The 26,198-nt window shown below is 66.5% G+C and carries 20 protein-coding genes; 10 read left to right on the plus strand and 10 right to left on the minus strand.

The window, feature by feature from the left end; all coding sequences use genetic code 11:
* The first annotated feature begins 36 nt into the window (after positions 1 to 36).
* From ACSE4D_RS06475 to ACSE4D_RS06485, 3 genes are all read left to right on the plus strand, one after another.
* A complete protein-coding gene (locus ACSE4D_RS06475; protein ID WP_135540600.1) occupies positions 37 to 852 on the plus strand; it encodes a class I SAM-dependent methyltransferase in 816 nt (271 codons plus the stop codon).
* 214 nt (positions 853 to 1,066) lie between these two features.
* Positions 1,067 to 1,687 (plus strand): hypothetical protein, encoded by a 621-nt coding sequence (locus tag ACSE4D_RS06480; protein WP_135540599.1) that lies wholly within the window; start codon positions 1,067 to 1,069, stop codon positions 1,685 to 1,687.
* A 316-nt stretch (positions 1,688 to 2,003) separates the two neighbouring features.
* A complete protein-coding gene (locus tag ACSE4D_RS06485) occupies positions 2,004 to 3,410 on the plus strand; it encodes a uracil-xanthine permease family protein (RefSeq protein ID WP_135540597.1) in 1,407 nt (468 codons plus the stop codon).
* Positions 3,411 to 3,577: 167 nt separating this feature from the next.
* Here ACSE4D_RS06485 and ACSE4D_RS06490 read toward each other — a convergent pair whose 3' ends face one another.
* The 4 genes from ACSE4D_RS06490 to ACSE4D_RS06505 form a co-directional block, all read right to left on the minus strand.
* Positions 3,578 to 4,702 (minus strand): LacI family DNA-binding transcriptional regulator, encoded by a 1,125-nt coding sequence (locus ACSE4D_RS06490; RefSeq protein ID WP_436326830.1) that lies wholly within the window; start codon positions 4,700 to 4,702, stop codon positions 3,578 to 3,580.
* 262 nt (positions 4,703 to 4,964) lie between these two features.
* The gene (locus tag ACSE4D_RS06495; protein WP_135540593.1) at positions 4,965 to 5,675 is read right to left on the minus strand and encodes a sulfite exporter TauE/SafE family protein; all 711 of its coding nucleotides are present in this window, start codon (positions 5,673 to 5,675) and stop codon (positions 4,965 to 4,967) included.
* A complete protein-coding gene (locus ACSE4D_RS06500; RefSeq protein WP_135540591.1) occupies positions 5,675 to 7,210 on the minus strand; it encodes an amidohydrolase family protein in 1,536 nt (511 codons plus the stop codon). The genes ACSE4D_RS06495 and ACSE4D_RS06500 overlap by 1 nt, the downstream gene beginning before the upstream one ends.
* A gap of 124 nt (positions 7,211 to 7,334) precedes the next feature.
* Positions 7,335 to 7,835, minus strand: coding sequence for a DUF2306 domain-containing protein (locus tag ACSE4D_RS06505; protein ID WP_135540589.1), 501 nt, complete (start codon positions 7,833 to 7,835; stop codon positions 7,335 to 7,337).
* 92 nt (positions 7,836 to 7,927) lie between these two features.
* Here ACSE4D_RS06505 and ACSE4D_RS06510 point away from each other — a divergent pair, with 92 nt between their 5' ends.
* The 3 genes from ACSE4D_RS06510 (at position 7,928) to ACSE4D_RS06520 (ending at position 11,792) form a co-directional block, all read left to right on the plus strand.
* The gene (locus ACSE4D_RS06510) at positions 7,928 to 8,590 is read left to right on the plus strand and encodes a MerR family transcriptional regulator (RefSeq protein ID WP_135540587.1); all 663 of its coding nucleotides are present in this window, start codon (positions 7,928 to 7,930) and stop codon (positions 8,588 to 8,590) included.
* Positions 8,591 to 8,694: 104 nt separating this feature from the next.
* Positions 8,695 to 9,891 (plus strand): methyltransferase domain-containing protein, encoded by a 1,197-nt coding sequence (locus ACSE4D_RS06515; RefSeq protein WP_425119954.1) that lies wholly within the window; start codon positions 8,695 to 8,697, stop codon positions 9,889 to 9,891.
* A 158-nt stretch (positions 9,892 to 10,049) separates the two neighbouring features.
* Positions 10,050 to 11,792 (plus strand): BCCT family transporter, encoded by a 1,743-nt coding sequence (locus ACSE4D_RS06520; protein ID WP_240689915.1) that lies wholly within the window; start codon positions 10,050 to 10,052, stop codon positions 11,790 to 11,792.
* 200 nt (positions 11,793 to 11,992) lie between these two features.
* Here the strand turns inward: ACSE4D_RS06520 and ACSE4D_RS06525 are convergent, their stop codons facing one another.
* The 6 genes from ACSE4D_RS06525 to ACSE4D_RS06550 form a co-directional block, all read right to left on the minus strand.
* Positions 11,993 to 12,736 carry an IclR family transcriptional regulator gene (locus ACSE4D_RS06525; RefSeq protein ID WP_135540585.1) on the minus strand — a complete coding sequence of 248 codons (744 nt, stop codon included), beginning with the start codon at positions 12,734 to 12,736 and terminating at the stop codon, positions 11,993 to 11,995.
* 3 nt (positions 12,737 to 12,739) lie between these two features.
* On the minus strand, positions 12,740 to 14,092 hold the full coding sequence (locus tag ACSE4D_RS06530) for a formimidoylglutamate deiminase (protein WP_436326831.1): 1,353 nt from the start codon (positions 14,090 to 14,092) through the stop codon (positions 12,740 to 12,742).
* On the minus strand, positions 14,089 to 15,351 hold the full coding sequence (locus ACSE4D_RS06535; RefSeq protein ID WP_135540581.1) for an allantoate amidohydrolase: 1,263 nt from the start codon (positions 15,349 to 15,351) through the stop codon (positions 14,089 to 14,091). Before ACSE4D_RS06535 ends, ACSE4D_RS06530 begins: the two co-directional genes overlap by 4 nt.
* 84 nt (positions 15,352 to 15,435) lie before the next feature.
* Positions 15,436 to 17,112 (minus strand): histidine ammonia-lyase, encoded by a 1,677-nt coding sequence (gene hutH / locus ACSE4D_RS06540; protein ID WP_135540579.1) that lies wholly within the window; start codon positions 17,110 to 17,112, stop codon positions 15,436 to 15,438.
* Between the two features lie 108 nt (positions 17,113 to 17,220).
* On the minus strand, positions 17,221 to 18,492 hold the full coding sequence (gene hutI, locus ACSE4D_RS06545; protein ID WP_425119953.1) for an imidazolonepropionase: 1,272 nt from the start codon (positions 18,490 to 18,492) through the stop codon (positions 17,221 to 17,223).
* Between the two features lie 163 nt (positions 18,493 to 18,655).
* Positions 18,656 to 20,185 (minus strand): class I adenylate-forming enzyme family protein, encoded by a 1,530-nt coding sequence (locus tag ACSE4D_RS06550; RefSeq protein WP_240689913.1) that lies wholly within the window; start codon positions 20,183 to 20,185, stop codon positions 18,656 to 18,658.
* A 147-nt stretch (positions 20,186 to 20,332) separates the two neighbouring features.
* Here ACSE4D_RS06550 and ACSE4D_RS06555 point away from each other — a divergent pair, with 147 nt between their 5' ends.
* From ACSE4D_RS06555 to ACSE4D_RS06570, 4 genes are all read left to right on the plus strand, one after another.
* Entirely contained in the window at positions 20,333 to 21,628 is a 1,296-nt protein-coding gene (locus ACSE4D_RS06555) for a PucR family transcriptional regulator (protein WP_135540577.1), read from the plus strand.
* Positions 21,629 to 21,891: 263 nt separating this feature from the next.
* Entirely contained in the window at positions 21,892 to 23,805 is a 1,914-nt protein-coding gene (locus tag ACSE4D_RS06560) for a DUF3556 domain-containing protein (RefSeq protein WP_135540575.1), read from the plus strand.
* A 15-nt stretch (positions 23,806 to 23,820) separates the two neighbouring features.
* A complete protein-coding gene (locus ACSE4D_RS06565; RefSeq protein WP_135540574.1) occupies positions 23,821 to 25,248 on the plus strand; it encodes a phytoene desaturase family protein in 1,428 nt (475 codons plus the stop codon).
* Positions 25,245 to 26,150 carry an SDR family oxidoreductase gene (locus ACSE4D_RS06570; RefSeq protein WP_135540572.1) on the plus strand — a complete coding sequence of 302 codons (906 nt, stop codon included), beginning with the start codon at positions 25,245 to 25,247 and terminating at the stop codon, positions 26,148 to 26,150. The genes ACSE4D_RS06565 and ACSE4D_RS06570 overlap by 4 nt, the downstream gene beginning before the upstream one ends.
* Positions 26,151 to 26,198 lie beyond the last annotated feature (48 nt).

Genomic DNA, 26,198 nt, shown 5'->3' on the forward strand with positions numbered 1-26,198 from the left:
CAGGGGCGCTCAGCCGTCCGGCAGAGGAGTGTGGACATGCCTGAATACGCCGACAGCAGTCGCACGCGCGACGAAACTCCCCACGAACGCTACGAACGCTGGGTATGGATCCACGAAACGGCGTCGATGACCGGGTGGGACTTCTCCCCGCTCGCGGGACGGCTCGTCGCCGACGATCCGCCCTGGGACTTCGACCAGATCTGCCTCGACGCGATGGCCGAGGCGAACAGCTGCCTCGACATGGGCACCGGAGGCGGCGAGCGCCTCATCGAACTCATCGACCGCCTCGACGAGGCCCGCCCGCCCGGCGAAGCCTCGCCGACGATCACCGCGTCCGAGGGCTGGGAGCCGAACGTGCCCCTGGCCGCCTCGGCGCTGCGGGACTACGGGGTCGACGTCGCCCGCTACGACAGCGATCACCACCCGGAGATGCCGTGGAACGACGGCGAGTTCGACCTCGTGATGAACCGGCACGAAAGCTATGACACCGCCGAGGTGGCTCGCGTGCTCGCCCCGGGCGGACTCTTCATCACCCAGCAGGTCGACGGTACGGAGGCGCAGGAGTTCCGGGACTTCTTCGGCGGCGGAGTCGGCGATCTCCACCAGCAGCTCGAGCCCTGCCTCGACGAAGCCGAACGTCACGGGTTCGACATCGAAGCCGCACGGAAGTGGCAGGGCACGATGTCCTTCACCGACGTCGAGGCGGTCATCGAATACCTCGCCTACATTCCCTGGGATGTGCCCGGGTTCTCCGTCATGCCCCACCTCGGCGTGCTCAAACGCCTCGCCGAGTCGAATGACCCCATCGAGGTCACACAGAAGCGCTTCCTCATCGTCGCCCGCAAACTCTGAGCAACCGGAAACTCTGAGCATCCGCAAACGGCCTGCGCGCGAACCCGGCGCGCCGGCACGGCCTCGCCCGTGCCGGCGCGGCTGCACGGCCTCGCCCGTGGTGCCCGGGAGTTCCTGCTGCCGTGATGCGCGCGCAGAGGAGGGAGGTTTTCCCGACCCTGCGCACGGGAAAGCAGGATGGGTCGCACCGGCCCGGCCTCGATAGCGTCGAGTTATGACCTCGACGGACTTCTCATTCCCCCAGCCCACCGATGATGAGCTCGCCGCACAGCAGCCTCGGGTTCTCGGCCCTCACCCTTCGCTGATCGACTCCTCCCCCGGCACCGGTTTCGACAGCCACGACGGAGCACCACGCCCATCCTCAGCCACGACCTCAGCCGGTGGCGCAGGCATGTTCTCGGCAGGCGGTTCCGGCATGTCCTCCGCCAGTGGTACGGCCACCCCCTCAGCCGGCGACACAGCCGGCGCACTCGGCAGGCAAGCGGCTGAGGCGAAGTCGCCGGCCCTCGGCAAGGCGGCGATGGCGCTTTCGATCGTCGCTCTCGTTCTCAGCGTGGCCGCCTCGGCGATCCTCGGTGCCACCGTCGGCCCCGCTGAGGCCGCGTCGGGCTACTACTTCACCGATACACCGGACTGGTATCAGACCTTGGCGGCCGTGCTCGTCGGACTGCAGGTCCTGTGCACCTGCCTGGGGATCACCGGCCTCATCCTCGGCATCACCGCGGCGGTCACTGCCCGGGGTCGCACTGTCAGCATTGTCGCCATCGCTGTGGCGGCGGTCGCTCCGTTCGTCTCCTTCGGCACGTTCATCGCCCTCATCTTCGCCATCGCCTGACGCCGCATCCCCCTGAGCACCCGCCACCCATCTCCCCGCCACGCCCCTCAGCACCCGCCGCTCATTTCCCACCCCGGCCCGCCTCCCCGCCGGCCCGTCTCCGCCGAAAAACGGGGTGAGCGCCGAGACACACGTGCGCGCACACGTTCCTCGGTGCTCACCCCGTTTTTCGGCGCGCAGCCCCTGCGTGGACACCGCCAGCTGTCCGAATTCCGGGCCTCCTGTTGACACCGCTTCCCTCACGATGCACGATTAAACAAATCGATTTGGCCGCTGAGTTCCAGGCCGATCACGATGTGCCTCGAGGAGCAGTGCCATGACCGCGACACCCGATGCTGACAAAACTGACGGCACGGACAGCGCTGTCCACCCGGTCGACCGGCTCCGGCCGATCCACACCCTCATCCCGTTCGCCATCCAACACGTGCTCGTCATGGTCGCGACGCCGATCTCCTCGGTCTTCCTCATCGCCACTGCCCTCGGGCTGGATGCGAGAACCACCTCGGCGGTGCTGTCCGCGGTCTTCGTCTTCTCGGGCCTCGGGTCGATCCTGCAATCGGTCGGAGTGTGGAGGATCGGGGTCCGACTGCCCTTCGTCATGCTCCCGGGCGGGGCGGCGACGATCCTCTTCATCACGATCGCCCAGGGCACCGACGTCGAGACCGCGGTCGGAGCAGTGCTGCTCACCGGTGTCTTCTACATCCTCGCGGTGACGCTCTTCGTCAAGGTGCTCAAGTTCTTCCCACCGCTGGTCATCGGGATCATGGTCATCGTCATCGGCATCAACCTCGTCCAGATCACCGGCAAGCTCATCGTCGGCGAAGCGGATGCACCCGACTTCGGCGACCCGCAGAATCTGCTGCTCGGGCTCATCACCATCGGCATCACGGTCCTGTGTTTCCGGTTCCTGCGCGGAATGCTCGGCAAGCTCTCCGTGGCCGTCGGCCTCGTGGGCGGCACCATCGTCGGCGCCTTCATGGGAGCCACGGACTTCTCCGGCCAGACCGACGGCCCGCTGTTCGCGATCCCGACGCTCTTCCCGTTCGGGTCGCCGAAGTTCGACCTCATCGCCGCGATCCCGATGCTGCTGTGGGCACTGGCCTCCATGGCCGAGGCGACGGGCCAGACGATCATCAACGGTGAGATCGTCGGCAAGGAAGTCGAACCCAGCCGTGCGGTGCCGCGTCTCATCCGCTCCGACGGCATCATCACCATCCTCGGCGGGCTCTTCGGCACTCCAGCCATGGTCACCAGCGGCGAGAACGTCGGCATCGTCCGCGCTTCGGGTGTGCGCAGCAGGTACGTGACCGCCATCGCCGGCTGCCTCCTCATCCTCATCGGCTTCAGCCCCATCGCCCGCATTCTCAACGGGATCCCCTCGGCGGTCGTCGGCGGAACCGCCGTGGTCGTCTTCGCCATCATCGCCGTCCTCGGCATTCAGATGCTCGCGAAGATCGACTTCAACGAGACCGGCAACCTCATCACCGCCACGGTCGGCCTGGCCGCAGGGCTCATGCCCGTGCTCATCCCCGGCATGTACGCGCAGCTGCCGCAGAGCGCGGCGTCCCTGCTCGGCAGCGGTGTGGCAATGGCCGCATTCGTCTCCGTGCTGCTCAATCTGCTCTTCCACCACACCGGCAAGCGCAACCGCCACCCGAAGTCTCGGACACCGCTCGACGATCCGAGCACGCTCGAACAGCGCCCGTCCGACTATCGGATCTGACTCGGATCTGACACCGAGACGCCAGTCCGACTTACTGTCGCGGACCGGTGGCCGGTTCTCTGGTCACTTGTAATGAGCCGTGGTCCGGTGGTCGAGTTCCTGGTCATGAGCCAGGACCGGTAGTCGAGTCCCCGGTCATGAGCTAGGACCGGTAGTCGAGTTCCCGGTCAAGAGCTGGGACCGGTGGTCGATTCCCGGGCGACGAGCCTGGGTCCGGGCGCACCCGCCGAGGCGGTCGGAACCGAATCAGTCATTTCATCATTTGCCGTGCTGTGACCGTCGAGGACCGCGACCAGCATTTCGACCGCTGCCTTCGAGATCGCCTCGAGGCCGAGGTCCACTGCGGTGAGCGGCGGGCTGCTTGTGCGAGCGCGCAGACCGTCGTAGCGGGTGGCGATGAGCAGGTCATCGCCGATGGTTCGTCCGGCTTCCTCGGCAGCTCTCACCGCGCCGGTGGCGAAGGTGTCGATGGGGGCGAGGAGGGCGTCGATGTCAGGGTGTGCGGCCAGCAGTTCCTGTGTGGCCGCGTAGGCACCGTCTTCTCCGGACGTCTCGTCCGCCTCGGCGATAAGCGGGGCGAAGCCGCGGGCCTCTGCGGTCGCGGCATACACTTCGCGGGCGGCCGTCTGTGCCCCGCGGCGACTGCGGCTGACGAGAAGCGCCGGCTGCCGGGCGCCCTGGTCGACGAGGTGGTCGAGCAGCAGCTGCGCCGTCACCTGATGGTGGAGATCGATGCTCCACTTGCTGCCCGCGGCACCCCCGCGACTCGCCCCGCCGACCCGCTGCTCTGTGTCGCGGACCTGCTGCTCCGCGTCGCCGGAGCCCGGCCCGTCGATCGTGACGTAGGGGATGCCCCGCTCGCGCAGCGCCTCGGCGAGGGGATCGTCGAGGGTCGGTTCGAGCAGGATCGCCCCGTCGATATCGAGGAGGTCGACGGGATTGGTCTCCTCGTTGGGTGGGGCGAGGACGAAGACGTAGCCCTCGAGCAGCGCCGTCCGCGCACACCCCATGGCCAGTTCGGTGAAGAATCCCAGCTGGGAGGGCCCTGCGGACACCGCCGCCGGCATGGAGGAGAGCAGAGCCAGTGTCTGCGATCTGCCCGACCGCAGGCTCTGCGCACGGACGCTGGGCCGATAGTTCAGCCGCTCGGCGACCTCTTTGACCTTGTCCCGGGTGGCGGCGTTGACCTTCCCCTGACCGCTGAGTGCATGCGAGACGGTCGTCCGTGACACACCGGCCTCACGCGCCACATCAGCGATCGTGACGCGGTGGGTGCGCGGGAAGTCGGACATGGAATCAGCCTACTTCACTGTGCCGTGACAGAGATGACAGCCGAAGACGCCCGCAGATTCACCAGCGACCGGAGACTCGGACGGCATCCAGCGCCCGCAGATTTGCCTGTTGCCGGCCTGCGCGAGATTCGAATCCCCAAACATAGGTCGCAATCGGACATTTTTCGCGCCGGAAAGTATCCGTTTGCGACCTATATTTTCGGCCCAAGTATCCGTTTGCGACCACTACTCGAAGCCCCCTGGCGCTCTCGCCCTCGTATCCTCAGGCCTGGACGATGACGATGGCTCCGGAGACGATGGCGAAGCCGAGGACGATGTAGCGCAGCACCGGCCCGTCGAGGCGGTGGTGGACATAGCGGGAGAGGAACGAGCCGACGACGAGGAACGGCAGCATCCACGCGGTCGTCATCATCGTCTCCGCCGACACCTGCCCGCTGAGGGCGAGCACGATGAGCGAGATGATCTCACCGACGAGGAAGCACACGGCCACCGTCGACCGCAGCTCCGGCCCGGGCCTGTGCTGATAGGCCAGCGCGTAGGGCGGCCCGCCGATGCCCGTCGAGGTCTCGGTGACACCGGTGATGAGTCCGACCGTCGCGAGCACCGGCCGATTCGGCGCGAACTTCGGCGCGATCAGGGCGATGATCGCTGCGATGAGCGTCGACCAGCCGATGAGCAGCGCGAGCTGGTGGAGATTGACGATGACGAGGATCCACAGACCCGCGAAGGTGCCCGCGAACCGGCCGACGCTGATCCACTTCACGCCCGTCCAATCGATGTGCGCTCGTTCGCGCGCGGCGACGTAGAGGTTGAGCGGAATCATCAGCACGAGCAGCATCACCGGGATGAGACTCGGATCGATGAACGTCACGACCGGCGCGAGGATCATCGCGAACCCCATCCCGGTCGATCCCTGCACGAAAGCGGAGATGAGAACGACCGCAGCGACGATCGTGAAAGCGAGGATCGACATCAGCTGCGATCGCCCGCCGAGGTGGCCCTGTCCGCTGTGCCGGCCCCGCCCACCGCGTGAGATCCCCTCGCCGAGGCGGCCCCGCGCTCGGCCATCCACCGCGCCCGGTGTTCGGCTGCGTTGGGGTCGATGCGGGTGATCGGCGAGTTCGCGACGACGCGGCGGGAGACCTCCTTGGCGCGGTCGAGGAACGCGCAGCCGTCCCAGTCGACGGGCCAGCCGCGGTCGAGTCGGAGTCTGCCGTCGACGATGACGGATTCGATCTGGTCGCGGTTGGCCAGGCGCACAAGCTCCCAGGGCAGGTCCCAGGAGGGAACGAATTCGGGGGTGTCGATGTCGACGACGAGGAGGTCGGCGCGGGCGCCGGGGGCGATCTCACCGATCTGGCCGCTCAGCCCCACGGCGTCGGCGCCGCCGCGCAGGCCCTGTTCGAGCCAGGTCCAGCCGCCGCCGGATGAGGAGTCGACGACGTCCATTCCTCCGGTCAGCCGCTGCGCGGTCTCGGCGGCGTCGAGGAGCCGGAAGGCGTCCGAGCGGGTGCCGTCGGTGCCGAGCCCGATGCGCATTCCCAGTTCGTGCATGAGCAGGGCCGGAGCCACGGCGTTGCCCTTCCACGAACTCGCGACCGGGTTGTAGGCGATCGCGCCGCCGGAGTCGCGGAGGAGGCGGATCTCGCGCGGGGTGAGCAGCGTGGCATGCGCGGCGAGCAGTTCGGGCCCGAGCGCGCCGAGGCGGGCAAGGCGCTCCAGCGGGCGTTCACCGCTGGAGATGAGGGAGCGTTCGACGGCGACGATGTGCTCGTTGAGGTGGGTCTGGAAAGGCACACCGGCGTCCCGGGCCATCTGCGTGATCGTCGCGAGCGCCTCGTCGGAGGCGACCTCGGGGATCGACACGGCCAGGGAGGGGTGGATGAGGGACTCGGCGTCCCACCTGTTCAGGTGCATTTCGGCGGCGGCGACCACCTCGGCGAGCTCCACCGTGCGCACTCCCCCGCCGAGATCGTTGCAGATCACGCCGAGCACGCAGCGCAGGCCGACGTCCGAGGTGACGTCGGAGATCGCGGAGACGTCGACGCTTGAGCGGGTGCCGGCGTCGGCGACTGTAGTGAAACCGCCGCGCAGGGATTCCCAGGCGGCCAGGCGGGTGGCGACGTCGATGGCCTCGGCGTCCATGTTCGACTCCATCGGCACCCACACGCGTTGGAAGATCTCCGAGGGTTCGCCGAAGACGAGGGACTTGCCGAAGGTCTGGGTGAGGTGGTGATGGGCGTCGATGAAGCCGGGCATGAGCAGGCGGCCGGGAAGGTCGATGCGAGTCGGTGCGGGAGCAGGTTCGGCACCGGAATTCGGGTCGGCGGCGTCGGTGGGAGTGAGGAGCGATTCGGCGTGGGCGGTCACCTCGGCGAGGGGGCCGGCAGCGAGAATCCGGCCGCCGGAGATGAGCACCGCGTGCCCTGACTGCGGGCCTTCGGGAAGGAGCACCTGCTCGGGGACGAGCACGGTCGGGGACTGGTGCAGAGTGCGCAGCTGAGTCATGTCATCCTTCGTTGCCGCAGGAGCCTCGACGACCCTGCAGATCGTCGTGGCAGGCGATAGCCCGCAGCGTGGTCCTGCCGGTGAGACAAATCGATTTGGCTACTGCCAGTTTACGGCGAGCAGTCTAGTGGGTCAACGGCTCTTCGGAGCCGAGATCCACCGGTGTCCGTCGAGGGATCGCCCCGTGTACTGCGAGCCTGACGAACACCGCGACCGTGGCGGCGACGGCGGTGACCGTGACGACCGCGACCAGTGGTGCGCTCTGCAGCAGCTGCGGAATCAGCCTTTCGGGCACCAACACGGCGAAGGCGAAGGCCGTCAGCGTGCCGAGGTAGGAGCCGATCATGAAACCGCGGTGAACGGCCACCGCTCGACGTCGGATCGCGGCGATCGCAACGACCATGCACACGAGCGTCCAGATCGCCAGACCGTGCAGCCAGGAGAAGCCGTCTGGAGAGATCCAGAAGCTCGAGAAGCAGACGATGAGCATCGCGGCCACCCAACTGGCGCCCAGCAGCCGGTGGGCGCGATCCCGCCGCCGGCGCAGAATCTGCACGGGCCCCAGAAGAATTACGTACAGCGCGGCCACGGCATGGACGATGATGACCAAAGTGAAGGCATCCATAGGTATACGATAGTTTCACTATCCAGGTTTCCGCCATCAAGATAGTTCGGCCTCGGGCTGCTATCCGGCCCCCAGACGACGATGGAGGTGTCATGCTGCTCAAACAGCTCGCCAGTGTGAGTGGATGTTCTGCGGCATCGATCAAGTACTACCGGCGTGAAGGCCTGCTGCCGCCCGGCGAATACGTCACGGCGACACGGCAGGACTACGGACGCGTTCATCTCGAGAGACTGCAGCTGATCCATGTCATGCGCGAAGTCGCGGATGCCCCCATCAGCGCGATCCGTCGGCTCACCGAACTGCTCGATGACCCCCAGGTGCCGCAGATCCGAGCACTCCAAGAAGCCCAAGCGATCGCCCTCGGCACACCGACTACCGGCGAGGCAACCGATTCCGACGATGTCGAGCACCCGACAGTGGGTCGGCTGTTGTCGCAGATGGGCTGGCCCGACATCGACTCAGTGCCACGACGAGCACTCGACGAGGCGCTCAAGACCCTCGCAGCATGGGAGATGCCGGACGAGATCGACGCTGTCATGCGCTATGCCGTGCCGATGACCGAAGTCGCCCGGGGCGATATCGAATTCATCCAGCAGCGCCCCGCTGATGCAGGCCGGGTCTCAAGCGACGTCGTCGTCATGCGAGCGGCGGCCGGCACGATCGCGTTCGACCGCCTCATGAGAGCGCTGCGGGCTTTGGGACATGTCTCCCTGAGTGTTCGCAGCTCCGAGGCCGAGGGCGGTCCGGCTGACTGACCACGAGCGTTTCCCCTGCTGAGGACTCGAGTCACCCACGTCGAGGAGTCCGCGCCCCTGGGTTCGCGTCGAGGGGTTCGCCTCTGAGCCCGTAAAATGGGTCCATGCCGACTCTGCCGCTCACGCCCACCTCGGCGGATCACGAGCACCTGGACTGCGGATATTTCGAGCGCGGGGAGTGCCGGTCCTGCGCCCTCATCGAGACCGCGTATCTGAAGCAGATCTCAGACAAGGAGGCCTGGTGCCGGGAGATCCTCGCCGAGGCGGCCCCTCAGGAGTGGCTGCCGACCTTCGCCGGTGGGGTGGACGGCTTCCGCAACCGCGCGAAACTCGCCGTCGGCGGTGGGGCCGGTCATGTCACTCTGGGCATCCTCGACCAGGAATTCCACGGCGTCGATCTGCGCGAATGCGGGGTCCAGGCGCCGGCGATCCGGGCGGTGATCCCGGTGCTCGCAGACTTCCTCGATGCCACCGGGCTCGAACCCTATGATGTCTCCGCGCGTCGTGGTGAGCTGAAGTTCGTCCATGTCACGGCGGCGCCATCGGGTGAGCTGATGATCCGATTCGTCGTGCGCACTCAGCATGGCCTCGATGTGCTCCGGTCGCGGCGGGCCGGTCTGCTCGAGCTCGCGCCGGAGGCTTCAGTGGTGTCGGTGAATCTGCTGCCCGAACACAAGGCGGTGCTCGAAGGCAGCCGCGAGGAGCTGCTCCACGGTGATTCCCTGCGAATGAACCTCGACCGGGTCGATCTGCATCTGCGTCCCCAGAGTTTCTTCCAGACGAATACCCAAGTCGCGATCGGACTGTACAACCAGGTCACCGCATGGGTGGATGCGGTCGGCGCACAGAGCCTGTGGGACCTCTACTGCGGTGTCGGAGGGTTCGCGCTCTGCTGCGCGGGGAAACGCGCGCGCGGCGAGGACGGAACGGCCCGCCGGGTCACCGGTGTCGAGGTCAGCGAACAGGCGATCGAATCGGCGAGGATCAGCGCCGCCGAGCTCGACATCGACGCCCGCTTCCTCGCCGGCGATGCCACGGAGTTCGCCGAACGGAACTTGACCGCAGGCAAACGGCCGGACTGCGTGATCGTCAATCCGCCTCGGCGCGGGATCGGTGCTCGGCTGTCCGCCGCGTTCGAGGACTCCGGCGTCGAGCACATCGTCTATTCGAGCTGCAATCCCGTGTCCCTGGCCAAGGACCTCGCGCAGATGCCCAGCTACGAGGTGGCTCAGGCGCGGATCTTCGACATGTTCCCGCATACGAAGCACCTCGAGGTCGCGGTCGTGCTGCAGCACCGCTGACCACCGCGAGATGCCTCACACTCTGCCTCATCGGGTCCAATCCATGTGGTGATTCGGCGACAAGCGCCTAGACTCGACTGCTGCACGGCCCCACGAACGTCCCAGTTCGCGGGGCCTGTTGTGTATCTGCTGAAATCCCGCCCACTGCCCCCGAATACATGCTCCTGCCCGCCATCGAGGCGGCCGTGAGCCCGGAGACCACGATGACGACGCTGAATTCCCCCTCCTCAGATCCTGCAGGCACCGCCGCGACCGGGTCCGAGCACTCCACCGAATCCGCCTCCTCCGGCGGACTCGACGACCCTCCCCCTCCCGGCGGGGTCGGATCCGACTCCGGCCCCGCCGGCGCCGAGACCGCATCCCTTGCAGACCCTTCCTCCAACCGGGTCGGGAAGGTGTTCGTGTGCGCTGTCGGCCTCGTCATCGCCTTCGTGCTGTGGGCGGCGATCGCCCCCGAGGCGCTGGCCGACATCATGACTCGGGCGATGACCGCAGTCTCCACCGGCTTCGGCTGGATCTATCTGGTCGTGCCCTTCGCCGCGATCGTCATGCTCGTGTGGTTCGCCGTCAGCCGTTTCGGTCGCCTGCGGCTGGGCGCACACGACTCCCGTCCCGAATATCGCACTGTCACCTGGCTGGCGATGATCCTCGCTGCCGTCATGGGCATCGGCCTCGTCAGCTACGGCGTGGCCGAACCGATGTCCCACTTCATGGTTCCGCCCCACGGGCTGGCCGAACCGGAGACCATGGACGCCGCAGTGCGCGCCATGCAGTTCTCCTACCTCGATTGGGGCTTCCAGGCCTGGGCGATCTTCGGCGTCTTCGGTCTCGCGATCGGCTACTCCACCCACCGCAAGGGCCGACCGGCACTCGTGTCCACAATGCTGCGGCCAGTCCTCGGCCGCCTCGTCGACGGTTGGGTCGGCAGCTTCATCGACATCCTCACCATCATCGCCACTCTCTTCGGGACGACGACTTCCCTGGGTCTCGGCGCCTCTCAGATCGGCGAGGGTCTCAACACCGTCTTCGGCATCGACGCCACGATCGCTCTGCAGATCATCGTCATCTCCGTCCTCACACTCCTCTTCACCGGTTCGGCTCTGACCGGGGTGAGCAGGGGCATCAAGTACATCTCCCAGATCACGCTGACCATGGCGACGCTGCTGGGGCTGTTCGTCTTCATCACCGGCCCCAGCGGCTTCATCTCCAACCTGTTCGTCCGTTCCGTCGGTGCCTTCGCCGGGGACTTCCTCGAACTCAGCTTCATGACCCCGACGAATGCCGAGGACAGTGAGTGGATGCTCGGTTGGACGTACTTCATGATGGCCTGGTGGCTGTCGTGGAGCGCCTTCGTCGGCATCTTCCTCGCGAAGATCTCGAAGGGGCGGACCATCCGCGAATTCGTCGCCGGTGTCCTCCTCGTTCCCAGCGCCGTGTTCTTCGTCTGGTTCACCGTCATGGGCGGTTCGGCGATCAAGTTCGACATCGACGGCGCCGCGATCGGTGAGGCGACTCAGGACAACCTCGACACCGCGTTCTTCAGCCTCCTCGAGCAGCTTCCGCTGTCCCTGTTCGCGTCGGTCTTCACGATCATCATGGTCATCCTGTTCTTCGTCTCCTCCGCAGACTCGAACACGTTCGTCCTCAGTTCGCTGTCCTCGCACGGCTCCTTCGCACCGCGCCGCCCGGTCATCGCGACCTGGGGATTCCTCACCGGTGCCTGCGCGATCGTACTGCTCCTCGTCGGCGGCCTGCAGGCCCTCCAGCAGGCGGCGATGCTCTCAGCCGTCCCGTTCACCGTCATCGTGGTCGTCCTCGGCGCCGCCCTTGTCAAAGAGCTGCGCAGCGACGACCAGATCGTCGAGGAGGTCGCTCGCGAAAAGCGGGTTCTGCGCCCCTGACAGCGCCGGCCCACTTCACCGAGCGGACCACTGAGCAGCGAGCGCGCAGGTTGCAACTGGTCCGCTCGGCGCTCAGTGGCCCGCTCGGCGCCAGCCGGGCGCCGCAGGGTGCGCTCAAGGCCAGCCGGGCGCCGCAGGGTCCGCTCGAGGCTCGCCGGGCGTCGCAGGGTCCGCTCGGCGCTCGCCAGCCGCCGCAGGGCTCACCGCAGCTTGGCGGTCACCTCGGCGGCGGCGGACTGGACCTGGTCGACCATCGGACCGGAGTCCTCGGGCAGGGTGTCGCTGACCACGGACAGCCCGATTGCGGCGACAGGACGCCCGAGCACGTCGAAGACGGGGGCGGCGATCGTCGAGATCCCCGGTGTGACTTCGCCGTGTTCGATCGCGCAGCCGGTGCGTCGCTCCTGGGCGAGTATCGCGTTGAGCGCCTTCACCGAGGCCGGCCCCTTGCCCGTGCGGGTGACGAAACCCGTCTCGGACTGGAGCATCGCGAGCACCTCGGACTTCGGCAGCTGCGCGAGGATCGCCCGCCCCGTCGCCGTGAGGTAGCTGGGCATGCGCACCCCGGTGGCAGTGATGACCGCGACAGACTTCAGCGACTGCTCCTTGAGCACGTACTCGGTCTCCCACCCGCGGATGACGGCGAGCTGAGCGGTCGTGGCGGTATCCTCGGCGAGCTGACGCACGATCGGCTGCGCCAGCCTCTGCAGGGGGTTCGTCCGCAGGTAGGAGGCCCCGAGCTCATGCACACCGGCACCGAGCACGTACCCGGACTCGGTGCGCGCGACGAGCCCGAGCTCCTCGAGCACACCGAGGATGTCGTAGGCACTCGAGCGCGGTATCTCGAGTGCTCTGACCAGAGCACCGGCCGTGATCGACCGATTCGACGCGGCCAGATGCCGCAGAATCGCGATCGCCCGCCGCAGTGCGGGAACCTCAGCCACGGTTCAGCCCTCCATCTCCAGCGCCGCGAACGCCTTCGCGTAGAGGTCCGAGACGTCCCCGAGCTGCGCGTGCACGCCATCGCGGACGCGCACCCTGCCGCCGCTGACGGTGAGATGCGCATCCGCCGAGGTGGCCGTGAGGACGATCTGCTCGTCGAGTGAGCCGATGGTGCGCATGCTGTCGGTGCGCAGCGCAATGAAGTCGCATGCCTTCCCGACCTCGAGCGCTCCGACGGGCAGGTCGAGGCTGCGTGCCCCGCCCTCGGTGAGTGCGGTGATGAGTTCGGCCGGGGAGAATCGGCCGCGCTGCCCCGAGCGCAGACGTTCTCCGGCTTCGAGGCTCTGGGTCTCACGCAGGGCGTCGAGGACGACGTGCTGGTCGGAGCCGATCGAGATCACGGCCCCGGCATCGGCGAGTTCGCGCGCCGGGCCGATCCCGTCGGCGAGGTCCGCCTCGGTGCACGGGCACATGACGATCGCTGCTCGTGAGCCGCCGAGGATCGCGATGTCCTCATCATCCAGATGTGTGGCGTGGACGGCCGACAGCCGTTCGTCGACGACGCCGGAGCGTGCGAGCACCTCGGTGGGACTCGCGCCGTAGGCGGCTCGGCAGGCGTCGTTCTCCGCGGGCTGTTCGGACAGGTGGACGTGCACGGGGCCGGTCAGTTCCGCGAAGCGCGGCAGGTTCGCGGCGGGCACGGCACGGATCGAGTGGATGGCCGCACCCACGTGGACGAAGCTCTCACCTGGGGCATTGACGGGGAACTCTGCGGCGAAGGTCTCTGCCAGTCCGGCGTGCCGATCGATGAATCCGTCGATCGTGCCATCACCGAAGCGGGCCTGCTCATCCGAGAGTTCGGCGTCGATGGCACCGGTGAGGTAGCAGGTGTCGAGGAGTCGGATCCGGATCCCCGCCGAGGCGGCCGCCCGGGCCAGCGCCCGTTCCATTGCGTGGGCCGGTTCATAGGCCGACCCGTCGGGCGCGTGGTGGACGTAGTGGAACTCCCCCACCGAGGTGTACCCGCCGGCGAGCATCTCCGCGAACACGGCGCGGGCCACGGTCTCATAGGATTCGGGGTCGAGCTTCGCGGCAACGGAGTACATGACCTCGCGCCAGGTCCAGAAGGTCCCACCGTCGCCGTGGGTGCGTCCGCGCAGGATGCGGTGGAAGGCATGTGAGTGGGCGTTCACTCCGCCGGGCAGGGTGAACCCGGGCACCACCTCGGCGGTGGCCGGGGCGGCGTCGACTCCGGTCTGGACCGCGGTCAGGGTGCCGGTGTCATCGGCGCTCAGCAGCACCCCGCGAGCCACGGCTCCATCGACCCACGCGGTTTCGCACCAGTACTGGGTGCTCATGCGCCCGCCCCTGTCTCTCCGGTCGGCCCGGGCGTTCCCGTGACACCGAGTTCACGGGCGAGCACCGCGACGAGCGCGTCGACTCCGGCTCGCTGGTCATCGACCTCGCAGGCCTCCTCCGGGGCGTGGGAGACGCCGGTCGGGTTGCGCACGTAGAGCATCGCCGAGGGCACATGACCGGCGAGGATGCCGGCATCGTGTCCGGCACCCGAGGGCAGCAGGGGTGCCTCGGGCAGCACCGAGGTCAGCCGGGTGTTGAGATCGGCGGTGAAGTGGGTGGTCGGTGAGTAGGACTCCTGCGAGATGCTCACCTCGACGCCGGCGTCGGCGGCGTGCTCGCGGGCGCGGCGGCTGATGGCCTCGAGCACCTGTGTCACGACGGCGTCGTCGGCGTGACGGATGTCGAGCCAGAAGCTCATGGCCGAGGCGATGACGTTCGTCCCGCCCGGGTGGATGAGGGTCCGTCCCACGGTGGCCACGGCGCTCGTGTCAGTGGCGGCCGCTAGGGTCGGGACATCCCCGATCACCCGGGAGGCGGTGACGACGGGGTCGGCGCGGTGGCTCATCGGCGTCGTCCCGGCGTGGTTGCCCTGTCCGGTGAAGGCGAAGTGCCAGCGGCCGTGGCCGATGATCGAGGAGCCGATGGCAACGGCCTGATCGGTGCCCGCCAGGCCGAGGCCCTGTTCGACATGGAGTTCGATGAATGAACCGATACCGGCCAGCCGAGACTGGTCACGCCCGACCCGTTCCGGGTCGAGGCCATAGCTCGTCGCGACGTCGGCGAAGGTGTCGCCTGCGGCGTCCTTGAGTCCGAGTGCCCGGTCGACCTCGATGGCGCCGGTGAGCAGTCGTGAGCCGAGGCAGGCGACGCCGAAGCGTGAGCCCTCCTCTTCGGGGAACACGGCCAGGGCCAGAGGCCGGGTGGCCCGTTCGAGTGCGCCGGTGGCCTTGAGCTCGTCGAAAGCCGCCAGCGCCGAGGCGACACCGAGGGGCCCGTCGAACTCGCCGCCGCCGGGGACGGAGTCGAGATGGGAGCCGGTGACGACGGCGTTGTCACCGGGCGGGGTGGCCCAGGCCCAGGTGATGCCGTTGGCGTCGATCTCCGTGTCGAGACCGCGGCGGTCTGCCTCGGCGAGGAACCAGTCACGCAGCTCGCGTTCGGTGGCGGAAAACCCAGGACGCTGGTAGCCGGGTCCACGGGGGTCGCGGCCGGTGTCCTCGATCTGCCTCAGCAGCGAGACGACATCGCTGGTGGTCATGTCACTCCGTTCACTCAAGGTGGGACCGGTGGTGCAGCGGTCCCGTCAGTTCGGGACCAGTCAGTGACGGGCCCCGAACCGGTTTCACTTCTGGTGGGTGGTCGCCGCCGCGGTGCCCGAGGCTTCGGCGGCAGCGTCGAGGTTGCCCAGTGCCGTGAACTCGGGATCGTTCACCGCTGGTCCTCCGCCGACGGGCTGCCAGGCGCCGGCGTCGCTGGTCACGGTGTGGGTCAGCGGGGTGACCGCCTCGGCGGCGGTGACGAGTGTTCCGTCCTTGACCTTCGCGATGGTTTCGGCGAGCTCCGGGGACAGGAACCGGTCGGGCCCGGGCCCGGGGACGGTCTCCCGCAGTGCGGAGATCACGGCACCGGTGACCGGCGCCGGCGCGGCTTCACGCATATCGCAGGCGCGGGCGGCGGCGTAGAACTCGATGCCGATGACGCTGGCGAGGTTGTCGACGACCTTGCGCAGCTTGCGTGCTGCCGACCACCCCATGGACACATGGTCCTCCTGCATCGCCGAGGACGGGATCGAATCGACCGAGGCGGGAGCCGCGCCCCGCTTGGCTTCGGAGACCATCGCGGCCTGCGTGTAGTGGGCGATCATCAGGCCCGAGTCGACTCCGGCGTCGTCGGCGAGGAACGGGGTGAGATCCTGGTTGCGGGCGACATCCATCATCCGGTCGGTGCGGCGTTCGGACATCGAGGCGACGTCGGCGGCGACGATGGCGAGGAAGTCCAGGGCGTGGGCCAGGGGTGCCCCGTGGAAGTTGCCGTTCGAGGACACCATGCCGTTGGTGAGCACGACCGGGTTGTCGATGGCCGCCCGCAGCTCGCGTTCGGCGACCTGCGTGGCAAAGGCGACCGCATCGCGGGCGGCGCCGTTGACCTGCGGGGCGCAGCGCATCGAGTAGGCGTCCTGGACCAGGTGGGTCGAGTCGCGGTGGCTGGCGGTGATGCCCGAGTCCTCGAGGGCCGAGAGCATGTTCGCCGCCGAGGCGGACTGACCATCGTGGGGGCGCAGCGCGTAGTGGAGTTCGGGGGCGAAGACGGCGTCGGTGCCGAAGAGGCCCTCGATGCTCATGGCCGCAGAGACGTCGACGGCGGTGAGCAGGTTCTCGAGATCGGTCAGGGCCATGATGAGCATGCCGAGCATGCCGTCGGTGCCGTTGACCAGCGCCAGGCCCTCCTTCTCGGCCAGGGTGACCGGGGTGATGCCGGCCTTCGCGAGGATCTCATCGGCGGGTCCGGCCACACCGTCGGGGCCGACGGCGACGCCTTCGCCCATGACGACGAGCGCACAGGCCGACAGGGGGGCGAGGTCGCCGGAACAGCCGAGCGACCCGTATTCGTGGACGACCGGGGTGATGCCGGCATTGAGCAGGTCAACATAGGTCTGGAGCACCTCGGCGCGGACTCCGGCCCGGCCCGTGGCCAACGTCCGGGCACGCAGCAGCATGAGGGCGCGGACGACCTCTCGCTCGACGGGTTCGCCGACTCCAGCCGCATGTGAGCGGATGAGCGACTTCTGCAGCTGGGTGCGCAGTTCGGCGGGGATGTGGCGCTGGGCGAGCGCCCCGAATCCGGTCGAGACTCCGTAGACGGGCTTCTCGGCCTGAGCCAGGGCATCGACGGCCTCGCGGTACTTGTTCACTCGGGCCAGCGTGGCCGCGCTCAGTTCCACCTTCGCGTCGTGGCGGGCGACCGCGACCACCTCGGCGAAGGTGAGGGTGTCGGGATCGAGGTCGATGAAGTCTGACATGTCGGACCTTTCGGTTGAGTTGCTCTGCGCTGTGGCGCCGGAGGTTCGGTGGTATTCGAGGTGCTGCCGGGGCGACGGTCGGGCCGGTTCAGGCCCTCTGCGCGCCCATCAGCTCCGTGGTCGGTTGTCGACGACGAGTTCGCCGCTGGAGTAGACGCGTTCGACGAGCTGGACTCCCGGCCGGTAGGCCAGGTGCCGATAGCTGGGTGCGTCGAGGATCGCCAGATCGGCGCGGGCTCCGACGCCGAGGTGGCCGACATCGGAACGCTGCAGAGCGTGGGCCCCACCCGCGGTCGCCGCCCACACCGCCTGCTCGACGGTGAAGTGCATATCGCGCACACCGATGGCGATCGCGAAGGGCACGCTGTTGGAGAACCCTGAGCCCGGGTTGCAGTCGGTGGCGATGGCGAGCCGCACACCGGCCTCGACGTAGCGGCGGGCATCGGGGTATGGCTGACGGGTGGAGAATTCGATGCTCGGCAGCAGGGTGACGACGGTTCCCGCCTCGGCGAGGACGGCGAGATCGGAGTCCGAGGCGAAGGTCGCATGGTCGACGGAGACGCAGCCGAGTTCGGCGCCGAGTTTGAGCGCTCCGCCCTCGGTGAGTTGGTTGGCGTGCAGCCGCGGCTTCATGCCTGCGGCCTTGCCGGCGTCGATGATGCGGCGGGTCTGGTCCTCGGTGAAGGCTCCCTTCTCGCAGAAGACGTCGATCCATTTCGCTTTGTCCGCGGCCGCCGGGATGATCTCGTCGATGACGAGGTCGACGTAGCCCTCGGGGTTGTCCTTGTACTCCGGCGGGACCACATGGGCGGCGATGAGCGTGGTTTCCTCGGTGTGCCGGTTGATGATGTCCAGGGCACGGATCTCATCGTCGAGGCTCAGCCCGTACCCGGACTTGATCTCGAACGTCGTCGTGCCCTGCCGAGTCGCCTGCTCCATCAGGTGGACGAGGTTGGCCTCGAGCTCCTCGTCGCTGGCGGCCCGGGTCGCGGCGACCGTAGTCGCGATGCCGCCGGCCGAATACTTCTGCCCGGCCATGCGTGCGGCGAATTCCTCGGAGCGGTCACCGGCGAAGACGAGGTGGTTGTGGCTGTCGACGAAGCCGGGGATCACGGCTTTACCGCCGAGGTCGACGGTCTCGAGTCCCGCGAGATCACTCGCCGAGGTGACTTCCCCGTTGACGATATCGTCGTCGTTGACACCTGGTGACGGTTCTTCACCGCGATGGTTCTCCACCGCAGTGTCCGCCTCAGCGGACGGTCCGGACCAGACGACTCGGCCGTCGTCGATGAGCAGGGCGGCGTCGGTGATGACGCTGAGTTCTCCGAGGGAGTCGAGGTCGTTGACGACCAATTCGCTGATCCCCGTGATGAGCTGCACGACAAGATCCTTAACGGTTGAGAATGGTTCATCCTCAGTATGAACTGCCGCGGCGTATGGCAGAACCGGGTCAGGAAGAATTTGTCTGATATTTCGGACAGATGGTGATTGGGCGCTCAGAGCGCTCGGGCGTCAGGCGTGGACGATCTTCGTTCTCGACCGCTCAGCTCTCTCGCAGCTGACCCTTGACGATCTTGCCCACGGAGTTCTTCGGAAGACCTGCGTGGATATGGATCTCCGCCGGGAGTTTGTAGCGCGCAAGCCGCGGTTCGAGGAAGGCTCGCAGGGTCTCTGCACGATTGACGGCTCCTTCACGCAGAGCCACATGAGCCACGGGGATCTCCCCGTAGGTGTCATCGGGGCTTCCGACCACCGCTGCCTCGAGAACCTGAGGATGTTCGAAGAGCGCATCCTCGATCTCCTTGGGATAGATGTTCTCTCCGCCGCGAATGATGAGATCCTTGATCCGATCGACGAGGACGAGGAAGCCGTCCTCATCGAGGTATCCGACGTCCCCGGTGTGCAGCCACCCGTTCTTGAGCACTTCGGCGGTGGCCTCCGGTCGGCCGAGGTACCCGCGCATCACCGTCCGCCCAGCGATCACGACCTCTCCGACATCCCCAGGTTCGAGCAGTCGATCGTGAGGATCGGTGATTCCCACGCTCACTCCTGGCAGTGCTGGCCCGACGGTTCCCGGCTTGCTCGTACCATCGTTTCGGTTGATCGTGGCGCACACCGAGCACTCCGAGAGACCGTAACCCTCGACCATGTCGACATCGAAACGAGTCTCGAACCGGGTGATCGCGTCCGGGGACATCGGGGCGGCACCGCAGATGACGAAGCGCAGAGAACTCGAGTCGACATTCCGAGTCGTCGTCGCCTCGAGGATCGAGAAGATCGTCGGCACAGCAGAGAAATAGGTGGGGCGCTCTTCCTCCACGACGTCCCAAAATGACTCGGGATCGAACTTCGGGATCATATGCACGCTGCCGCCGAGCATGAGAGGTGAGACCGTCCCCGCGAGCAGGCCGTTGCAGTGGAAGAGCGGGAGAACCAGCAGGCTGCGGGCGTTCTCACCGAAGTCGAGACCATTCAAGATCGACCAGACCATGGCAGCGATGTTCGACTGCTCCAGAACGCATCCCTTCGGCTTGCCCGTCGTCCCCGAGGTGTAGACGATGAGCGCCACGTCGTCATCCCGGACGTCATCGAGGCAGTGCGAAGAGACGCCAGCGCAGGGCTCCATGTCACCGCGGAAGCAGCCGTCGGTCACCGGAAGGCAGCCGATCCCGCATCCTCTAGCGAGCGCCTCGGCGCGGGAGTCCCCCACGAGCAGGGCACAGCCGGAGTCGTCGAGCTGGAAGACCACCTCGTCGTCAGTGAGCGCAGGGTTGATCGGAGTGAGACCGGCGCCGAGAGACCAGGTGGCGAACATCGTGGTGATGATTTCGGGGACATTGCGCAGCAACACACCAACCACCGAACCGCGACCGATTCCGAACCGCGAGCGCAGTATGTGGGTTGTGGCCGCGACAGCGGCGGCGAACTCAGCATTGTCGAAACTGCCTCCGGGCCAGCTGAGGCATGGTCCGTGGGGGTTGGTTCGGGCACGAGCAAGGGGCAGCCCCATCACCTCGGCGACGGGATAGGTGGAGGATTCCGCGTCGATGGGGACAGGATTCGAAGTCATCATGGCCTCACACTAGCCACGCGTTGACGCACGTTCACTGGGCACGGTAACCAAATCACCATCGCCATTTCGGTCAAAGATACAAACACGGCTCGCGCTTTCGTCGACTCGGCCGTCCCCACGGGCCTCAATCGGCGGTACTGTGCAGACATGGTCGATCATCTGCTCTGGCCGCCCAATGACGGGCTGAAAGCCGACAGCTCCACCACGGAGGTGCGGACCCACGCGTCGCGGATCGCTGCGGGCATGACCCCGCACATTCCCGAGCTCACACGACGGGTCTACGACTATCTGGCGACGAAGATCACCGAGCTCGGTGCCGAACCGGCTCTCCTCGATCTCCTCAGTGCAAGCATCGAGGGCAATGTCGAAACGATCCTCCACGCGCTTCAGCACGGCATCTCCTCGGACAACTTGGAACCGCCGACCGCCGCGTTTGAATACGCCAGACGGCTAGCCCAACGCGGAATCTCCGTCAATGCACTGGTCAGGGCCTATCGTCTGGGGCAGCAGAGAATGCTCCAGAGCGCCTACGATTTCGTCATCGAGGACGAGGAGCTGCCGGCGGAGCTCGTCTCTGCGGTTTTCCAGCACCTCGTCGACGAGGTTTCGGAGTACATCGACTGGATTTCGCAGAAGGTCGCTGAACTCTACGAGCAGGAACGGGAATCCTGGCTGGCCAATCGCACAACGGCCAGGGAGACCCAGGTCAGACGCATCATCGCCGGGGAGAACATCGACGTCGCGGCGGCCGAGCGGATCCTCGCCTACAGCCTCGGCGGTCGTCATGTCGCAGTCATCGCATGGACCCACCACTCGGCCCCCGACGCGAACGGTCAGCTGGATCGGTTCACCACAGCCATCAGAGACCTTGCTGGCGCGCTCGGCTCCCAGCGTACCTGCCTCATCATCGGCCGGGACCAGGACACCGCCTGGGGGTGGATCCCTGTGCCGACCGACTGGGATTACGACAACTCTCTTCGCCAGCGTGTGCCGCCGTCGGGCTCGATCCATCTGGCGATCGGCTCCGCGCACGCCTTGTCCGCCGGTTTTCGCCTCTCCCATCAGGAAGCAGAACGCGTGCAGCGCGTCTGCATCGCCGGGCGCGCTCCCGCTGAGCTGAGATCACACGACGACCGGGGTATGGCCGTTACCTCGTTGCTGGCCCAGGACGTCGAGGCTGCTCGAGTGTGGGTGAGATCGGTGCTCGGTCCGCTGGCCGATGACACCGAGGCGAATGCCCGCCACCGGAACACTCTCTCGGCCTTTCTGCGCCATGAGCTCAGCTACACGGCGACAGCGGCCTCGATGACCATGCACAAGAACTCAATCCGGTACCGGGTCGAGATGGCCGAGGCGGCCCTCGGAGTGAGTCTGACAGAGAACCGCTTGAACATCGAGTCCGCTTTGCATGCTCACCATTATCTCTATGGAACCGAGGGCTGACAGGCGGCAGCCTCACCTGGGCTGTGGCCGAGCACCACAGAGGGAAACACGCGAAAGGGGCTCCCTGTCCACGCTGATACCCGCCCGAGGGACATTCGCCACACGGAGCTTCTGGGTGAAGGACCATGTTGTATCGGGAGTACAAATTCTTCGCGGAGCTTCGGCTGAGTATCCATGGGATCCAAGACACATCCTCCCTAGGGTGATTCCAGGTCCACTTGCTCGACATCGGAGTCGGGCACCTGCCTGTGAAAGGAAGCGACATGGGACTCACAACTCCGGATGCCCCTCCGGTTGATGCTGAGACATTCGAATCCCTCCCCCTCTCGGAGAGAATCAGGGCCGTCGTCCTCCACTGGGTCGACTGCGGGTTCGGCTCACCTAAACTGTTCCACATCATCTACATCCTCAAGCTCGCCGTTCTCTACATCGGCATCGGCGTCACCCTGGCCACGCTCACCTCGGGCGTCGGCGCCCCGTGGCAGGTGGCTCAGTGGTGGAACGAGCCGATCGTGTTCCAGAAGCTCGTGCTCTGGACTTTCCTGCTTGAGACCATCGGCGTGGCCGGTTCGTGGGGGCCTTTGGCCGGGAAGTTCAAGCCGATGACGGGTGGTTGCCTGTTCTGGCTGCGGCCCGGCACCATCCGCATGCCTCCGTGGCCCGGGAAGGTTCCAGGAACCAACGGATTCAACCGCACAGTATTCGATGTGGTCCTCTATGCGCTGCTGCTCGTTGCGCTCTTCGTCCCGATCATTCTGCCGGGGGCCACCGGATCGACCGTGGCCGCCGGCTCTCCCGAGGACCTCGGGAACCTGATCAGCCCGCCGCTGATGTTCGTACCACTCGTGCTACTCGTTATCATGGGACTGCGCGACAAGGTGATCTTCATCGCCGCCCGTGCCGAACAGTACGGACCCGCCGTTCTCATCTTCGGGCTGGTTCCCTTCCTCGGCAACGGTCTCGTCGACATGATCATCATGCTCAAGCTGCTCATCTTCTCCGTCTGGGTGGGGGCCGGAGTCTCAAAGATCGGCAAGCACTTCTCCTTCGTGATCCCGCCGATGATCTCGAATGCGCCGATCATCCCGGGCAAGGCGATCAGGCGTCTGCACTATCGCAACTACCCCCACGATGTCAGGCCGTCCCATCTGGCCTCCGGCATCGGGCACATCCTCGGCACTCTCGTCGAGATCGTCACTCCGCTTGTCCTCCTCCTCTCGACGGATTGGACCCTGGCCCTCGCCGGGACACTGCTGATGATCCTCTTCCACGGGTTCATCACGAGCACCTTCCCTTTGGCGGTGCCCCTGGAATGGAATCTGCTATTCATGTACATCGCGGGGTTCCTCTTCCTCGGCCACCCCAATGGGGACGGCTATGGGCTGGGCGATGCGAGCTCTCCATGGCTCATCGTCGCCACCGTGGCCTGTCTGTTCTTCTTCCCCGTGCTCGGCAATTTTCGCCCGGACCTCGTCGCCTTCACCCCGTCGATGCGACAGTATGCGGGCAACTGGGCCTCGGCGCTCTGGGCCTTCCAACCCGGTGCCGAGGACAAGCTGCATGCCGTGAATCGTCCGACGAAGAACCAGGTCGACCAGCTGCAGGAGATGGGGTTCCCGCGAGTGGCGGCGGAGATCACGATGCTGCAGACCGCGGGCTGGCGATCGATGCACAGTCAGGGTCGCGGACTGTTCTCTCTTCTGCACCATCACGTCAACGACGTCGATCGGGCCACGATCCGTGAGGCGGAGTTCTCCTGCAACTCGCTGTTGGGCTTCAACTTCGGTGACGGTCACCTCCATAACCACCACCTCATCGCCGAACTCCAGCGTCGCTGCCAGTTCGAGCCCGGCGAGTTCGTCGTCGCCTGGGTTGAGTCACAGCCGATCCACAAGTCGACTCAGAACTACATGGTCATTGACGCGGCCGTGGGTATCGTGGAACGTGGTACCTGGAACGTTGCCGACTGCGTCAAGGAGCAGCCGTGGCTTCCCAACGGACCGATTCCGCTCAACGTGACGTGGAGGGATCCGCACTACACTTCAGCCTCCCGGGCCGCGGTGTCTTCAATGGAATCTGCTCCGCAATCCGCGGGTGCCCAGAAACCCGAGTCTGCGGCGAAGCGTCACGACCTCACCACGGAGTCGGCCCTGCAGGACGCCGCCGAGCGTGACTAGACGAGGAGCCCGAGAATGACGACCGCTGCTGTGATCGGCAGTGGACCGAACGGACTGGCGGCGGCCATCACCCTGGCCGCTGCCGACGTCTCGGTCACTGTGTACGAGGCAGATGATCACGTGGGGGGCGGCGCTCGCAGCTCCGAACTCACCCTTCCTGGTCTTGTGCACGACGACTGCTCGAGCCACCATCCCTTCGGACTGGCCTCGGAGTTTGCTCGCGTATTCCCACTGGAACAGCACGGTCTTCACTGGGCTCACACGGAAGTCGAGTTCGCGCACCCGCTCGATGACGGTCGCGGAGCCAGCGCCGTGCGATCCGTGGTGGAGACCTCACGCACCCTCGGTGCCGATGCCCAGCGATACCGGACGTTCTTCTCGCCCGTGGCTTCGCGCATGCCGACGGTTGCCGACGAGTTCCTCCAGTCCCTCATCCATCTGCCCCGGCACCCTTTCCATCTTGCGATGTTGGGCGCGCGGGCGGCACTGCCCGCGGCCGCCGTTGCGAGGTACTTCCGCACCGAGGAGGCCCGTGCCCTATGGTCGGGAGTCGCAGCGCACACCTTCGGCCCCTTCAACGCGCCGCTCTCTTCGGCGATCGGCACGTCTCTTGCCTCGGCCGCTCACTACTTCGGCTGGCCGGTGGCGGTCGGCGGATCGGGTCGGATCACCTCGGCAATGGAGTCGCTCCTTCTGTCCCTTGGCGGACGGGTTGAGACCGGACGAAGGGTCGAGGACGTTCGGGATTTGGGCAACCCGGATGTGCTCATGCTCAACACCGGCCCCGCTGAGGCGGCCCGCATCGCGGGCAACTCACTGCCGGTGCGTGCGGTGCGGAGTTTGGAACGGTGGAAGAACGGGCCGGCCGCGTTCAAACTCGCACTGGCCGTGGACGGCGGGATCCCGTGGACCTACGAACCGTCCCGGGGTGCCGGAACCGTCCATCTCTCAGGGTCATACGAGGAGACGGCGTTCGCGGAGAGCGAGACTTCCAAAGGTCGGATGCCTGAGAAGCCATTCGTCCTCCTCGCCCAGCAACATCTTGCGGACCCCGGACGTGGGAAGGGTTCACTCGTTCCGATCGACTGCTATGCGCACGTGCCACAGGGCTTTACAGGAGACGCCACCGAGTCGATCCTCGCCCAGATCGAACGCTTCGCCCCTGGATGCCGAGATCGGATCCTCGCGGTGACGCCTCGCGGGACCACTGCGATCGAATCACTCAATGCGAACTTCGTCGGCGGTGACATCCTCACCGGCCGCAAGGACCCTCTACAGTTGGTGCTCGGTCCGACACCTGGGTTCAGCCCCTACCGACTCAGCGCACCGAGCGGCGGTCGGTCAGGGATATACCTGTGCTCGGCCGCGGTGCCTCCGGGCCCGGGCGCACATGGAATGTGCGGCTATCTGGCCGCAAAACAATCACTCAAGGAGACGCAATGACCACTGACTTCAGACTCACCGAGGGCCGCGAATCTGCGGCCGTCCCGGAACGCACGCTTGCAGGCAGAACCCTCCTCATGAGCGGCGGCAGCCGTGGGATCGGCCTGGCGATCGCGCTGCGCGCGGCACGGGACGGCGCGAACGTGGCGCTCTTGGCGAAGACCGCGGAACCTCATCCGAAGCTCGAGGGCACCGTCTTTACGGCAGCAGAGGAGATCGAGGCGGCCGGTGGACGTGCCCTGCCGATCGTCGGCGATGTCCGCAGCGAGGAATCCGTCGCCGAGGCGGTCGCGCAGACCGCGGAGACCTTCGGCGGGATCGACATCGTCGTCAACAACGCCAGCGCCATCGACCTGTCCTCGACCGAGGATCTGTCGATGAAGAAGTTCGATCTCATGAACTCGATCAACTCACGCGGTTCATTCCTGCTGGCCAAGACCGCTATCCCACACCTCAAGGCCTCGGATGCCGCACATGTGCTCACGCTGTCTCCGCCGCTCAACCTCAATCCGGCATGGGCAGGCAAGCACCTGGGCTACACGATGGCGAAGTACGGAATGTCGATGGTCACGCTCGGGCTGGCCGAAGAGCTGCGCGAGGAGGGAGTCGCGGCCAACAGTCTGTGGCCGAGGACGACGATCGCGACAGCGGCGGTGAACAACCTCCTCGGCGGCGAACAGCTCATGGCACGCAGCCGCAAGCCCGAGATCATGGCCGAGGCCGCATGGACGATCCTCACCGCAGACCCGCGTGAGGTCACGGGCAACTTCTTCATCGACGACGAGGTGCTGCAGGCTCGGGGCATCACGGACCTGTCCGTCTATGCACATGATCCGTCGCGGCCCGGCTCTGTCGGTCACGGCCCCGATGACCTCGAACTCGACCTCTTCCTCGACGAATAGGGGGTACGGCTCCGGCGCCCATCAGTCCAGAGCCCGGTTCACAAAGGC

It is taken from the genome of Brevibacterium sp. FAM 27836, from assembly GCF_051351055.1.
Taxonomy (GTDB): Bacteria; Actinomycetota; Actinomycetes; order Actinomycetales; family Brevibacteriaceae; genus Brevibacterium.

Bases quoted from the DNA above. Each gene is read 5' to 3' on its own strand.
- ACSE4D_RS06490 (WP_436326830.1), bottom strand. From the start codon at position 4,702: ATGTCCGACTTCCCGCGCACCCACCGCGTCACGATCGCTGATGTGGCG.
- ACSE4D_RS06535 (WP_135540581.1), bottom strand. From the start codon at position 15,351: ATGACCACCAGCGATGTCGTCTCGCTGCTGAGGCAGATCGAGGACACC.
- ACSE4D_RS06520 (WP_240689915.1), top strand. From the start codon at position 10,050: ATGCTCCTGCCCGCCATCGAGGCGGCCGTGAGCCCGGAGACCACGATG.
- ACSE4D_RS06495 (WP_135540593.1), bottom strand. From the start codon at position 5,675: ATGTCGATCCTCGCTTTCACGATCGTCGCTGCGGTCGTTCTCATCTCC.
- ACSE4D_RS06555 (WP_135540577.1), top strand. From the start codon at position 20,333: ATGGTCGATCATCTGCTCTGGCCGCCCAATGACGGGCTGAAAGCCGAC.
- ACSE4D_RS06505 (WP_135540589.1), bottom strand. From the start codon at position 7,835: ATGGATGCCTTCACTTTGGTCATCATCGTCCATGCCGTGGCCGCGCTG.
- ACSE4D_RS06550 (WP_240689913.1), bottom strand. From the start codon at position 20,185: ATGATGACTTCGAATCCTGTCCCCATCGACGCGGAATCCTCCACCTAT.
- ACSE4D_RS06480 (WP_135540599.1), top strand. From the start codon at position 1,067: ATGACCTCGACGGACTTCTCATTCCCCCAGCCCACCGATGATGAGCTC.
- ACSE4D_RS06560 (WP_135540575.1), top strand. From the start codon at position 21,892: ATGGGACTCACAACTCCGGATGCCCCTCCGGTTGATGCTGAGACATTC.
- ACSE4D_RS06570 (WP_135540572.1), top strand. From the start codon at position 25,245: ATGACCACTGACTTCAGACTCACCGAGGGCCGCGAATCTGCGGCCGTC.
- ACSE4D_RS06565 (WP_135540574.1), top strand. From the start codon at position 23,821: ATGACGACCGCTGCTGTGATCGGCAGTGGACCGAACGGACTGGCGGCG.
- ACSE4D_RS06515 (WP_425119954.1), top strand. From the start codon at position 8,695: ATGCCGACTCTGCCGCTCACGCCCACCTCGGCGGATCACGAGCACCTG.
- ACSE4D_RS06510 (WP_135540587.1), top strand. From the start codon at position 7,928: ATGCTGCTCAAACAGCTCGCCAGTGTGAGTGGATGTTCTGCGGCATCG.
- ACSE4D_RS06485 (WP_135540597.1), top strand. From the start codon at position 2,004: ATGACCGCGACACCCGATGCTGACAAAACTGACGGCACGGACAGCGCT.
- ACSE4D_RS06475 (WP_135540600.1), top strand. From the start codon at position 37: ATGCCTGAATACGCCGACAGCAGTCGCACGCGCGACGAAACTCCCCAC.
- ACSE4D_RS06500 (WP_135540591.1), bottom strand. From the start codon at position 7,210: ATGACTCAGCTGCGCACTCTGCACCAGTCCCCGACCGTGCTCGTCCCC.
- ACSE4D_RS06530 (WP_436326831.1), bottom strand. From the start codon at position 14,092: ATGAGCACCCAGTACTGGTGCGAAACCGCGTGGGTCGATGGAGCCGTG.
- hutH (WP_135540579.1), bottom strand. From the start codon at position 17,112: ATGTCAGACTTCATCGACCTCGATCCCGACACCCTCACCTTCGCCGAG.